This is a genomic window from Micromonospora sp. NPDC005291 (assembly GCF_040607415.1).
Classification (GTDB): domain Bacteria; phylum Actinomycetota; class Actinomycetes; order Mycobacteriales; family Micromonosporaceae; genus Micromonospora.
This window is the reverse complement of record NZ_JBEXGR010000011.1, coordinates 180,697-193,712: the sequence shown is the minus strand read 5'-3', so window position 1 is coordinate 193,712 and position 13,016 is coordinate 180,697. Positions and strand designations below refer to the sequence as shown.

General features: G+C 67.5%; 10 protein-coding genes and 1 pseudogene. 7 read left to right on the top strand and 4 right to left on the bottom strand.

What is annotated here, in order from left to right; all coding sequences use genetic code 11:
* Positions 1–176: 176 nt before the first annotated feature.
* The 3 genes from ABZT18_RS17510 to ABZT18_RS17500 all read right to left on the bottom strand — a co-directional run bounded on the left by ABZT18_RS17510 (position 177) and on the right by ABZT18_RS17500 (position 2,418).
* Positions 177–998, bottom strand: coding sequence for an alpha/beta hydrolase (locus tag ABZT18_RS17510; protein WP_355251810.1), 822 nt, complete (start codon positions 996–998; stop codon positions 177–179).
* 19 nt (positions 999–1,017) lie between these two features.
* Positions 1,018–1,587, bottom strand: coding sequence for a DJ-1/PfpI family protein (locus ABZT18_RS17505; RefSeq protein WP_354992375.1), 570 nt, complete (start codon positions 1,585–1,587; stop codon positions 1,018–1,020).
* A gap of 87 nt (positions 1,588–1,674) precedes the next feature.
* Positions 1,675–2,418, bottom strand: coding sequence for a GntR family transcriptional regulator (locus ABZT18_RS17500; protein ID WP_355251807.1), 744 nt, complete (start codon positions 2,416–2,418; stop codon positions 1,675–1,677).
* A gap of 388 nt (positions 2,419–2,806) precedes the next feature.
* Between ABZT18_RS17500 and ABZT18_RS17495 the strand changes: the two genes are divergently transcribed.
* The 7 genes from ABZT18_RS17495 (at position 2,807) to ABZT18_RS17465 (ending at position 11,352) form a co-directional block, all read left to right on the top strand.
* On the top strand, positions 2,807–4,192 hold the full coding sequence (locus ABZT18_RS17495; RefSeq protein WP_355251804.1) for an extracellular solute-binding protein: 1,386 nt from the start codon (positions 2,807–2,809) through the stop codon (positions 4,190–4,192).
* A gap of 38 nt (positions 4,193–4,230) precedes the next feature.
* Entirely contained in the window at positions 4,231–5,139 is a 909-nt protein-coding gene (locus ABZT18_RS17490; RefSeq protein ID WP_355251801.1) for a sugar ABC transporter permease, read from the top strand.
* Positions 5,139–6,050, top strand: a complete 912-nt coding sequence (locus tag ABZT18_RS17485; protein ID WP_354992379.1) for a carbohydrate ABC transporter permease — start codon at positions 5,139–5,141, stop codon at positions 6,048–6,050. Before ABZT18_RS17490 ends, ABZT18_RS17485 begins: the two co-directional genes overlap by 1 nt.
* Positions 6,050–7,117, top strand: a complete 1,068-nt coding sequence (locus ABZT18_RS17480; protein WP_354992380.1) for an ABC transporter ATP-binding protein — start codon at positions 6,050–6,052, stop codon at positions 7,115–7,117. Before ABZT18_RS17485 ends, ABZT18_RS17480 begins: the two co-directional genes overlap by 1 nt.
* Positions 7,117–8,193 (top strand): ABC transporter ATP-binding protein, encoded by a 1,077-nt coding sequence (locus tag ABZT18_RS17475; RefSeq protein ID WP_354992381.1) that lies wholly within the window; start codon positions 7,117–7,119, stop codon positions 8,191–8,193. The genes ABZT18_RS17480 and ABZT18_RS17475 overlap by 1 nt, the downstream gene beginning before the upstream one ends.
* A gap of 265 nt (positions 8,194–8,458) precedes the next feature.
* Positions 8,459–9,919, top strand: coding sequence for an NAD-dependent succinate-semialdehyde dehydrogenase (locus ABZT18_RS17470; protein ID WP_354992382.1), 1,461 nt, complete (start codon positions 8,459–8,461; stop codon positions 9,917–9,919).
* 179 nt (positions 9,920–10,098) lie between these two features.
* Positions 10,099–11,352, top strand: a complete 1,254-nt coding sequence (locus ABZT18_RS17465; protein ID WP_354992383.1) for an iron-containing alcohol dehydrogenase — start codon at positions 10,099–10,101, stop codon at positions 11,350–11,352.
* Positions 11,353–11,586: 234 nt separating this feature from the next.
* On the opposite strand, the pseudogene ABZT18_RS17460 reads toward ABZT18_RS17465, so the two are convergent.
* A pseudogene (locus ABZT18_RS17460) lies at positions 11,587–12,873 on the bottom strand (IS256 family transposase).
* Positions 12,874–13,016: the final 143 nt, after the last annotated feature.

Sequence of the window (13,016 nt, the reverse complement as noted above, 5' to 3'; positions counted from 1 at the left end):
GGCTCGACAACCGTCTGGGCGAGGTCTTCGCCGAGGCGGCGGTGGTCGGCCTGGAGCTGGCCGGTGGGCGCGCCGACGCGGTGGTCTCTGTCCGGGGCGCGCCACTGCGCCCCGGACCACTCGCTCACGGGGCGATCCAGGACAGTCCGCGACAGGCTGCGGACCTACCGCAGCAATTAGTGACCTCGGTCCCGGCGGAGGAAGCACGAGAGCAGTTGCCTGAACTCGTGCGGGTGCTCGATCGCCGGCACGTGCCCACATCGGCCGAGCACGTGCAGCCGGACATCGGCGAGGTGTTCGAGCAGGGGCTGGGCTGCCGTCCCGAGCGGGGTGACTCGGTCCTCGGCGCCGTGAACGAGCAGCACGGGCGCGCGGACCGCTGCCAGCGTCTGCGCCGAGAGGGTGAGCTCGTCGACCCATCGTGCCCTGGGTGGAGGGAACAACGACGCGAATGCGGCCGCCCCCGCTCGCATCGCAGCTGCACGGGCATCGACGGCCGAATCGGTCACGAGCGCTTGGTCGAGGACGAGGCGACTCAGCATGTCTCGTGCCCCGAGCGGGCCGGCGGGGGCGGCCCAGATCGCGTCGAGGTCGGCGGACAGCGGCGCCCCGGGGGCGCCCATCGTCGAGACCGCCACGACACGGGTGACCTGCTGGGGGCGCACGGCCGCCAACGCCAGCGCCACGGCACCGCCCATGGAGTGACCCACCACGGCGTAGTACTCGACTCCGAGAGCATCCATCAGGCCTGCGGCCTGCTCCGTCCACAGCCGTAGCCCACCCCTGGAGCCCGCCGGGACGGGTGTACGGCCGAACCCCGCCTGGTCAGGAGCCACCAGGTGCCAGGACGTGCCCAGCGCCTGCGCCGTCGTTGCCCAGGCGCCGGACCCGGTCGTGCCGGGTCCGGAGCCGTGCAGCATCAGCACTGCGGGCCCGGTGCCGCTCTCCAGGACGTGGACGGGAGAGCCGTCGACGGTGACGGTCCGAAGTGCCGTCACCGGGACAGGTCGGGTGTGCTCATGCCGAAGCGGAGTTGACGGACTTCGAGAAGACCTCCATCATCGCCCGGCCGAATTGCGGCATGTCGGGCCATCCCCGGCAGGAGACGAGGTTGCCGTCCACGACGTCCGGAGCGTCGACGACCGTCGCGCCCGCGTTCTCCATGTCACCGGTGATGGGGGGAAAGCACGCCGTCTTCCGGCCCTTCAGTAGCCCGTACACCGCTGGAACCTGGGCGCCGTGGCACACCAGCGCGATGGGGAGGTTGCGCGCGAAGAAGTGCTCGGTGATGCGCCTGACGTCGGCGTCGACCCGGATCCACTCGGGGGCACGTCCCCCGGGGATGATGAGGGCGTCGTAGCGCTCGACGTCGACCTCGGCCCAGGGCACGTCGACCGGCAGCTTCCGGCCGCTCTTCTCCACGTAGGCGTCGGAGTTGGGGTCGAACTCGTGGATGACCAGTTGCACGTCACGCATCGTCCGTGACGAGACGTCAACGTCCCAGCCGCCCTCCTGGACGCGATAGTAGGGATACATGGTGTCGAGCTCCTCGGCGGCGTCGCCGGTCAGGAGCAGCGCTCTGGGCACCTGCTTCTCCTCGCATCTGGGGGCGGATGAGATGGATCCAATCCGATCCGATCAGTTGAGTCAGCATTCCTCGGCCCAGCACACCCGTCAAGCCTCTACCGCCATTCCGTCCGCGTCCTTGGCCTCGTCGAACAATCGTCGGAAACGCTCGCCGGAACGCAAGATGTGCCGACGCATCGCGTAGGCGGCGGCGTCGGGGTCACGCCCGGCGATCGCGGCCACAATCTCCTCGTGCTCGGCCATGGCCAAGTGAGTGACCTGGGCGTCGTGGTGAAGCCGGAAGAGGTGCACGTGGCTGTGCAGGCGAGCGAGCGCTTCACGGATGACGTGGTTCTCCGCGCCCAGGGCGACGAGATCGTGAAAAGCGGCGTCGCGTAGCCCGAAGGCGCCATAGGCCATGGGCCCGTTGCCCCCCTCCAGCTCGGCCATCTCCTCCAGCATTCGTCGCAGGCCGGCCACCTGCTCCGAGGATGCGCGTTCGGCGGATTTGCGCGCCGCTGCCGGCTCGAGGAGCAGGCGGACCTCAAGCATGTCCTCGAATCGGTGACGGGTGATTTGGGGGGGAATGCGGTAGCCAGCATGGGGCACACGCACGACCAGACCCTCGGCCTCCATGCGGTTCAGAGCGTCTCGGATCGGCGTCTGCGAGACCCCCAGCTCTCGCGCCAGGACGTCGATCGTGACGCGGGAGCCAGGCTCGATCCGTAGCGACATCAGCTGTCCGAGCAGCGTGTCGTACACCTCGTCGGCGAGCCGGCCGCCAGATCTTCCCGGCGGCGTTCCGCCCGTCACGGCCCTACGGCCCCGCGCGATCATCGCTTCGTCGTCCATCGTGACGTGAGGTCCTCTCTTGCGTCTTTGCGAACCTATTGACATCAGTCACAACGCTGCGGCATGCTGACGCCCCCATCAGATCGTATAGGAAAAGTGGCGGATGCTCGCCATCCTGCACCACCGCGGAACCGCCCGCCATCGCTCTACTTCGATCACCTGAAGCTCCCATGGGCATGCTCGACGTCCTGAAGGCCCAGTACATCTCGGCGTACTCGTGACGCCGGTCCGCGGGTCGGCCCCCGCGACAGCCCGGCAACACGCCTGAACAACCCAGCAACTGCTCGGCGAAGCACATAGCGAGGCACTAGAAGTCCCTACCCCGAAAGCAGGCGAGAAGATGCGGCATCCACAGCGAACAGGACGAGTGTCCGCTCCCGGTCGGAAGGTGCAGCTGGCGACGGCGGCCATGCTGCTGGTGGCCACGACGGTGGCGGCTTGCGGCGATGGCAAGGACGACGGCGGGAAGGCGAGCGCCCCCAAGGCGCCGGCGACCATCCCGGAGCTCACCAAGGACCCGCTGACCCTCAGCTTCATCTGGTTCGACTGGCCCCCCGCCCAAGCACTGGAAGCCTTCGCGAACGCGGAGTACAAGAAAGAGCGACCGAACGCGACCATCAAGGTCAACACGGTGCCGAACGCGAACTGGCACGACGCGATGTTCACCCAGTTCGCCGCGCGCAAGACTGACTTCGACATCGCGATCCTGGACTCGCAACACATCGGCGAGGCCGTGACGAACGGCAACATCCTCGACCTCACCGACTTCGTCAAAGAGAACATCGACGTCAAGGCCTACAACCCGTACCTCCTGGCGGCGTACGGCCAGTTCCCCCAGGCGGAGACCGGCAAGCGCGACGAGAACGCCAGCCTGTACGGACTGCCGCTGCTCGGCGACACCTGGACGATGATCTACCGCAAGGACCTGATCGGCGACAAGCCACCGCAGACCTGGGACCAGATGATCTCAGCCGCCGAGAAGTGCCAGGCGGACAACCCCGGCGTCAGCGGGCTGGCTTTCCACCAGGCCAACGGCTCCGACGCCGCGGCCGTAACCTACAACACGGTCAACGGCGTCTACGGCGGCAACCTCTGGGACCCCAAGGCGCGCAAGATCGAGGGCGTCCTCAACGACGCTGCGGGCCAGGAGGCGATGGACGTCCTGGTCAACAAGATGAAGCCGCTGACCGCCAAAGGCTCCGGTAACTGGTTCATCGACGAGGTGAACGCGGCGGTCGCCCAGGGAAAGGCATGCATCGCGTTCAACTGGATCGCCGCGAGCGGCGGCCTGCTGGATCCGAAGCAGTCGACGCTCGGCACCACGCGGGAGCAGATTCTCGACAAGCTGGGTTTTGCCACCCTGCCGAGCCAGAAGACGAACCTGGTCCCGCTCGGCGGTATGGGGATGCACGTCTCGTCCTACTCCTCCAAGGCAAACCAGGCGGAAGCCCTGAACTTCATGAAGTGGTTCGAGCAGGCTGATGTCCAGAAGAAGTGGGCCGCGGCCGGCGGCGTGCCATCGCGTACGGACGCCCTGGAGTCGCCCGAGTTCCTCAATGCCGGGCCGTTCAACCAGGTGTACACCGACTCGGTGCCGCGGATGCGGGACATGTGGAACGTGCCCGAGTACGCGCGCCTCGTCGACATTGAGAACACCAACGTGAACGCGGCTCTCAACGGCGCGAAGAAGCCGAAGGATGCGCTCGACGACATCGCCAAGGAGCAGCAGGGAGTGCTCGACTCCAGCAGCCGCAAGGGCGGCGGCGGACTGTGAGTGACGCCGTCCCTCTGACGACCGACCACCCGGTGCAGGTGGCGTCTGCGACGCCACCTGCACCGGGCCGGTCCCGCCGGCTGAGCGACCGCTGGCTCGCCGTTACCTTCATCTCCCCCGCGATGCTGCTGTTGCTCGCCATGTCGGTGTTCCCGTTGCTGTGGTCGTTGTACCTGTCCTTCACCGACTACTCGGCCACCCGCGGGGGGCCCGCCAATTTCATCGGTTTCGGTAACTACACCGCCATCCTGACGTCGGCGCAGGTCCACACGAGGGCCTTGACGACGTTGATCTACGTGGTCGGCGCGGTCGGCCTGCAGACCGTGCTCGGTTTCGGCATCGCCTACCTGATCTCACGACGCACGCACGGACGAGGAGTGCTGACCACTCTGTTCCTGGTTCCGATGATGCTGTCGCCGGTCGTGGTCGGGCTGTTCTGGCGATTCATGCTCGACGCGCAGTTCGGCGTGATCAACAGCATGCTCGGCTCGGTCGGTCTGGGGCAGGTGGAGTGGCTCACCCGGCAGCGAACGGCATTGATTTCCCTGATCGTGGTCGACACCTGGCAATGGACGCCGTTCATCATGCTCATCGCACTTGCGGGCCTTACCGCGGTGCCCAAGTACCTCTACGAGGCCGCCTCGATCGACCGGGCGTCCGAGTGGTTCCGGTTCCGCACCATCACTCTTCCCCTGGTGTGGCCGCTGCTACTCATTGCCGTGATGTTCAGGGCCATCGAGGCCTTCCGGCTGTTCGACCTCGTCTACATCCTCACCAACGGAGGCCCGGGCGTCTCCACCGAGACGTTGTCGTTCCACATCTACAAGGTCGCGTTCCTGGGCTTCAACACCGGAACCGCCTCGGCGTACGGGATCCTCATGGTCCTCGTCGTCATCGTCCTCACGCAGCTCTACCTGCGCTACCTGAACAAGCTCAAGGAGGACTGATGGCCGTCTCCGTCGACGAGGCCGTGTCCACAGGTTCGGCCCGGGATCACACTCCCCCCGCGCGCCGCCTCGGCGGCCGGGGCCGCTCCGTGCTGGAGGTCGCGCTGCTGACCGTGCTGGCCGTCGTGATGCTCTTTCCGGTGCTGTGGATGCTCGAGACGTCCATCAAGGAAAACCGGGATGTCTATGCCATCCCGGCCAAGTTCTTCGACTTCGACGTCACCATGGACCACTTCAAGGACGTGTTCGTCGCCCCCGACGGCGGTCGCTCGGCCTTGTCCGTCTCGTTCTTCAACTCGGTGGTGGTCGCCGGGGTCTCCACGTTGCTGGCCACCGTGCTGGGGGTCCCGGCAGCCTGGGCCTACTCACGCTTCGCGGTGAGAGCCAAGAAGGACCAACTGTTCTTCATCCTGTCCACCCGCTTCATGCCGCCCGTGGTGGTCGTGATCCCGATCTTCCTCATGTACCGCCAAGTCGGACTCATCGACAGCAAGCTCGGCCTGATCTTCATCTACGCCGCGTTCAACGTCCCGTTCACGATCTGGATGATGAAGGGGTTCGTCGACGAGGTGCCCGCGGAGTACGAGGATGCCGCCATGCTCGACGGCTACACCCGTCTGCAGGCGTTCTGGCGATACACCCTGCCGCTGCTCGTGCCCGGCATCGCCGCGACGGCGGTCTTCGCACTCATCTTCTCGTGGAACGAGTTCGTGTTCGCCACCTTCCTCACCTCCAGTGACAGCGTGCGGACGGCCCCACCCGCCATCGCCGGCCTCATCGGCGGCACCACGACGGACTGGGGTCTCGTGGCCGCCGCCTCCGTGGTGTTCGCCCTACCGGTGCTCGTCTTCGCGTACCTGGTGCGCAAGCACCTCATCGCCGGCGTGACGCTCGGGGCGGTGCGACGCTGATGGCGGGCATCGAGGTGACCGCCCTGCACAAGCGCTACCCGGACGGGACGGTCGCGGTTGACCACGTGGACCTGTCCATCGGCCACGGCGAGTTGTTCGTGATGCTCGGCCCTTCGGGTTGCGGCAAGACGACCACGCTGCGGGCCATAGCCGGCCTGGAGAGGCAGACGACGGGCGACATCCGCATCGGCGACACGCTGGTCAACGACCTGCCGCCCGCCGAGCGCGACATCGCCATGGTGTTCCAGTTCTACGCTCTGTACCCGCATCTGCGAACCCGCGACAACCTGGCGTTCCCACTGCGGGCCGAGGGGCTGCCCAAGCAGGAGGTGCACGCGCGGGTCGACGAGGCCGCCCGGCTGATGCGGCTCGGTCCGCTCCTGGACCGGCGACCGCGCCAGCTGTCCGGCGGGGAGCAGCAGCGTGTCGCGCTTGCTCGCGCCCTGGTGCGGCGACCGCGCGCATTCCTCATGGACGAACCTCTCACCAATCTGGACGCGGAGCTGAGGGCGGACATGCGCACGGAGATCAAGCACCTGCAGGGGGAACTGGGGGCGACGATGGTCTACGTCACCCACGACCAGGTCGAGGCGATGTCGCTCGGTCACCGAATCGCCATCCTCAACAAGGGCCGCGTCGAGCAGGTCGGCACGCCGCTGGAGGTCTACGACCGTCCGGCGAGTCTCTTCTGCGCCGCATTCATCGGCTCCCCGCCGATGAACCTGATCGAGGTGGAGGTGGCCGACGGGAGGCTTCACGGTCAGGGCGGACTGGTCCTCACGCCACCGCCAGGCCTGCCGCGCGACCGTCGCCTGGTCGCAGGCGTCCGGCCGGAGGCGCTGGAAGTAACAGCACCAGGGGCGGAACGTTCGGTCCCGGCCCGCGTGGTCTCGGCGGAGTGGCTGGGCGACGAAATCATCTACGTGGTCGACCACAGCGGCCAGCGCGACGTACGGGTTCGGATGCCACCGACTGTCCGATTCGCCGCTGACGCACCGGTCGGGCTGCGGCACACCGGCGGGACCCCGGCGGTCTACGACGTGAGCACGGAAGAGCTGGTGGCCTGATGGGAACCGTGGCAGTGCACGAGCTGTGCAAGTCCTTCGGCAAGGTCCAGGCCCTGGACGGGGTGACGCTGGACGTGCCGGACGGCTCGTTCTTCGTCGTGCTCGGGCCCTCCGGGGCAGGCAAGACGACGACCCTGCGAGCGATCGCCGGCCTTGAGAAGCTGGACGCCGGGTCGGTGCATCTGGACGGGAGGGACGCGACCGGTGACGCCCCGGCCGCACGCGACCTGGCCATGGTCTTCCAGAGCTACGCCCTCTACCCGCGACACACGGTGTACGAGAACATCGCGTCGCCGCTGCGGGCCCGCCGCTGTTCTTCGAGCGAGATCGCCGCTGCCGTCGAGCAGATGTCGAGCCTGCTGCACATCGAACGGCTGCTGCAGCGTCGTCCCGCACAGTTGTCGGGCGGTGAGATGCAGCGTGTCGCCCTGGCCCGGGCGCTGGTCCGTCGCCCGCGCGCGTTTCTCATGGACGAGCCGCTGACGAACCTCGACCTCAAGCTCCGCGTCGAGATGCGCACCGAGCTCACCCGCATCCACCGGAGCCTCGGAGCAACCTTCGTCTACGTGACCAACGACCAGGTCGAGGCCCTGTCCATGGCCGACCAGGTCGCGGTCCTCAAGGAGGGGAAGGTGCAACAGGTCGGAACGCCGACCGAAGTGTACGAGCGTCCAGCCAACCAGTGGGTCGCAGGTTTCGTCGGGAGCCCGCCGATCAGCCTGCTCGCCTGCCACGCCGAGGGAGATCGCCTGGTCGGTGCGGAAGGCTGGACGCTGCCGCGGCCCCGCTGGACCACGGCCGAGGACGGTCGTGCGCTGCTGTTGGGCCTGCGCGCGGAGGACCTGTCCGTTGAGCAGCGTGGGCACGCATCGTTGTCTGGGGAGCTCTACGGGCTTGAGCCGCTCGGTGACCGAACGGTGGTCGACGTCCGAGTGGGGACGAAGATCCTCAAGGTCAAGGCACGACCCACCGTCACCGGTACGCCCGGTGAGAGGCTGCTTGTCACTGTTGACCTGGACCGTGCGCACCTGTTCGATGCGGACACCGGGCTGTCGCTGTCCGAGGCTGGGCGATAACCGCGCCGAGCGGCGACGGCACCATGCGCCCGCACGTGGCAATCGAGCCACGGCCGACCGTCACCAGTGAGCACGGCCTGACGACGCTCAGACGGCCGTGGCGATCGGTGGCGCGGGGCGTCGCCCCGCAGACAGGGCCAGGGCCACATTCGACCCGCTCGGCAACCTCGCCCCGACGAGAGCGTGTGACCCGTCCGTCCATGCCCATAGCGCGATCGCTGAGGCACGCCGGACATCACCAAGAAGATCACAGGAGGGCGACGCAATGAGTGACCCGATGAACGTCCTGGCCCCCGAGCACCGGCGACTGCGGATCGGCGACACCTGGCGCGACGCCGCAAGCGGAGCCACCTTTGCCGTCGAGGACCCGGCCACCGGCAAGACCATCGCCGAGGTGGCGGACGCCGACGTCGTTGACGGGCTCGCCGCTCTGGACGTGGCGAGCAAGGCGATGGCGGAGTGGGCGGCGACGCCGCCGCGGAGACGGTCAGAGTTGTTGACCGCGACGTACCGGGCCCTGACCGAGCGATCCGAGGAGGTCGCCCGGCTGATAACGCTCGAGATGGGCAAGCCGCTCGCCGAGGCTCGGGGAGAGGTGGCCTACGGCGCCGAGTTCTTCCGTTGGTTCGCCGAGGAGGCGGTGCGCGTCGAGGGGCGCTACAGCACCGCTCCCGCAGGTGGATATCGCATCCTCACCGTGCCGAAGCCGGTCGGACCGTGCGTCTTCGTGACGCCCTGGAACTTTCCGTTGGCCATGGGTGCCCGCAAGATCGCTCCTGCGCTGGCTGCGGGCTGCACGACGATCACCAAGCCAGCAGCCCAGACGCCCCTCACCATGCTGTTGCTGGCCCGCATCATGGAGGAGGTCGGCGCTCCCCCGGGCGTCGTCAACGTGGTGACCACCAAGCGTGCCGGCAAGGTGGTCTCAGCACTGCTAGCCGACAGTCGGACCCGCAAGCTTTCGTTCACCGGGTCGACCGAGGTCGGGCGCGTGCTGCTACGACAGGCCGCGGACAACGTGCTGCGCACCTCCATGGAACTGGGCGGCAACGCGGCCTTGATCGTGTGTGCCGACGCTGACCTGGACGTCGCGCTCGACGGCGCCATGGTGGCCAAGATGCGCAACATCGGGGAGTCCTGCATCGCGGCCAACCGGATCTACGTCGAGGAGCCGGTGCGCGAGGAGTTCACGGCGCGCTTCGCCGAGCGGATGGGCGCGCTGTCGGTGGGCCATGGTCTCGACGACGGCGTGGACGTCGGGGCGTTGATCGACGAGGCCTCGGTCACCAAGATCGACGAGCTCGTCGCCGACGCGGTCGATCGCGGCGCCCGGGTCCTGGTGGGCGGCGAGCGTCTGGCTGGGCCGGGCCACTTCTACCCGCCTACCGTCCTCGTCGACGTGCCCGAAGATGCGCGGATGCTGGAGGCGGAGATCTTCGGCCCGGTGGCGCCGATCCTCTCGTTCACGTCCGACGAAGAGGTGCTGGCGAAGGCCAACGGCACCGAGCACGGCCTGGTCGGATACATCTTCACCCGTGACCTCCAACGAGCGCTCCGGTTCACCGAGGGGCTAGATACGGGGATGGTCGGCATCAACCGTGGTCTGATATCGGACCCGTCAGCTCCGTTCGGAGGCGTCAAGCAGTCCGGGATCGGCAAGGAGGGGTCGCACGAGGGCATCCTCGAGTACCTCGACCTCACCTACGCGGCGATCGACCTACCATGACCGGCCTGCTGCTCCGGGCGTCCGCCGAGGATCACCGCGCCCTGTGCACACATGACCTGACCGGCCTCCACCCGGGGGACGGGACCCGGGCCATGGCCGGCACGATGCCGTCCCGGTATCGCAGGTGACCTGGACGTCCGCCCAGCAAATCGCCGCCGACGTTCCGGAGAGGCACTGACATGCTTGAGACCGTCCGCGGACCACGCCAGCTGATAGTGGGCGAAGGGGTCGCGCAGAACATCCCACGAGTGGTGGCCGAGAGCGGCTCGCGAGTCCTCATCGTGACCGACCAGGTTCTTCTGGGGCAGCCGGGCGTGGCCGAGATCGTGGCCGCCGTGCGGGAGAAGGTCGACGTTGTCGAGGTGTTTTCCGACGCGACTTCAGACGTACCACTCGCCGATGTCGCCCTGGCCGTCTCGGTCGCCGCCAAGGTGGACGCCGACGTGATCCTCGCCATCGGGGGTGGCACGGTGATCGACCTCGCCAAAATCGTCGGCGTCATCCGGCGCCACGGTGGGACGCCGCGCGACTTCTACGGCGAGTCGAAGGTGCCGGGGCCGACGATTCCTCTCGTCGCGGTCCCGACGACGTCAGGCACCGGCTCCGAGCTCACACCCGTCGCGGTGTTGACCGACCCGGACCGCGAGCTGAAGGTGGGGGTTTCCAGCGTTCACATCGTGCCCGACTTCGCCATCGTCGACCCCGAACTCACCTACACCTGCCCTGCGACCGTCACCGCCCACTCCGGCATCGACGCGTTCTGTCACGCGGTGGAGAGCTACACCGCGCGACCCCGGGCCCACGGACCGCGCGACCCGGTGGAGCAGGTCTTCCTCGGCCGCAACCCGATCACCGACCACTACGCGCTCCTGGCCGCGGAGCGGATCGCCCGTAGCTTGCGTCGTGCCGTCAGGGACGGAGGCGACACGGACGCGCGCGCGGACATGTCCTATGGGTCCATGCTCGCCGGGCTCGCATTTTCCCACGCGGGCAACGCGGCCCCGCACGCTCTCCAGTACCCCATCGGCGCAGCCACGCACACGCCGCACGGCCTGGGCGTCGGGCTGCTACTGCCCTACGCGCTGGACGCGGCCAGAGATGCCATCGGCGACCGGTTGGCCATCCTCGCCGGGGTGTGCGGGCTCGACGTGACCGACGCCTCGGATGCCGAGGCCACAGATACGTTCCTCACCTGGCTCGACGGGCTCCTTGCCGACATCGGCATCCCTCCCACCTTGGCGGACATCGGCGTGGCACGCGCCGACCTCCCGCGCTTCGCGGAGATGGCCAGTGGCGTCACCCGCTTGATCCAGAACCATCCAGGCCCGACCGACACCGCCAGCCTGACCGCGATCCTCGAAGCGGCCTGGACCGGGGACCGGACCCGACACGTCCTGACTCCGAGCAGGGATAGTGACCGGCCTTTCACATGACGACGAGTTCCCTGCCCCATCCTGGGTGTCGGAATGCTCGGCCACGCCATCGCGCCCGACGTCGCAGCCCTCCTCGGGTCACTCACCCCGACGGTGGCGTATACAAGGCACACCTTGTGAGCCGTTCAGTTCGATGCTCCGACCTCAAAGGGTGTGCTGTCGGGAGCCGGCAGTGGGGTGGGAACGAGCACCTCGACAAGCTGCTCGTCGGGCCGGCGTTTCCGGCGATCTTGGTTAGTAGGTTTCAGCGGCTGGGAAGCGGTCGCTGAAGGTGATGGCGAAGGCGTTCAACGCGGGTTTCCAGCGCATCGTCCATCGGGTTCTTCCTGCTCCGGTGGGGTCCAGGGACCGGGTCACCAGGTACAGACATTTCAACGCGGCGAGTTCGTTGGGGAAGTGGCCGCGGGCTTTGACCGCCCGCCGGTAGCGGGCGTTCAACGACTCGATCGCGTTGGTGGAGCAGATGACGGTGCGGATCTCCAGGTCGTAGTCCAAGAAGGGGATGAATTCGGCTTACGCGTTGTCCCACAGCCGGATCACCGCCGGATACCGCCCGCCCCACTTTTCGGCCAGGTCGTCGAACTCCGCCCTCGCCGCGGTGGCGTTGACGGCGGTGTAGATCGGCTTGATGTCCCGCTTCAACTCGTCCCAGTACCGCCGTGAAGTGAGCCGGAACGTGTTGCGGATCAGATGGATGATGCAGGTCTGCACGATCGTGCGGGGCCACACGTTGGTGACCACCTCGGGTAGGCCTTTGAGGCCGTCGCAGACGAGGAAGAACACGTCCTTGACGCCCCGGTTGCGCAGGTCGGTCAGGACGCTCATCCAGAACTTCGCGCCCTCACCACCCGTGCCGGCCCACAGCCCGAGGATGTCCTTGTCCCCGTCGAGGGTGACCCCGATCGCGGCGTAGAACGGCCGGTTCGCTACCTGCCCGTCGCGGACCTTGACCACGATCGCGTCGATGAACACCGCCGCGTAGATCTCATCCAACGGCCGGTGCGACCAGTCAGTCATCTCCTCGATCACCTTGTCCGTGATCCGGGAGATCGTCTCCTTCGACACCGAAGCCCCGTAGATCTCCGCGAAGTGCGCGCTGATCTCGCCCGTGGTCAGCCCTTTGGCATAGAGCGACAACACCACCTCGTCGACGCCTGAGAGACGCCGTTGCCGCTTACGCACGATCTGCGGCGCGAACGTGCCCGCCCGGTCCCGAGGCACGTCGATCTGCACCGGCCCCGACGCGTCAGTCAACACCGTCTTCGGCCTGGTGCCGTTGCGGATGTTGCCCTGGCCGGCGCCGGCCACATCGTGTTTCTCGTAGCCGAGGTGCTCGGTCATCTCCTCGTTCAGCGCGGTCTCCAGGACCGTCTTGGTCAATTGCCGGAGCAACCCGTCGGGGCCCGTCAGCGACAGCCCTTGTTCCTTGGCTGCCCGGACCAGCTCGGCTGCGGCTTTCGCCTCCGCCGACGGCTCGGGGCGCTTCTTCCGGCCAGTCACATCGTTCTGTGTCGCGGTCATCACGGCACCCTCCTCACCAGGCACAACGCCTGGCGGGCCTGGCCGGAAACACCGTTAGATCCACAGTCCCGCACCTGGTGGAGGTGGAATCTTCGCTGGTAGTGGGCCGTTTTAGCGCGGTACTGGTGTCGGCGTCGCCATCG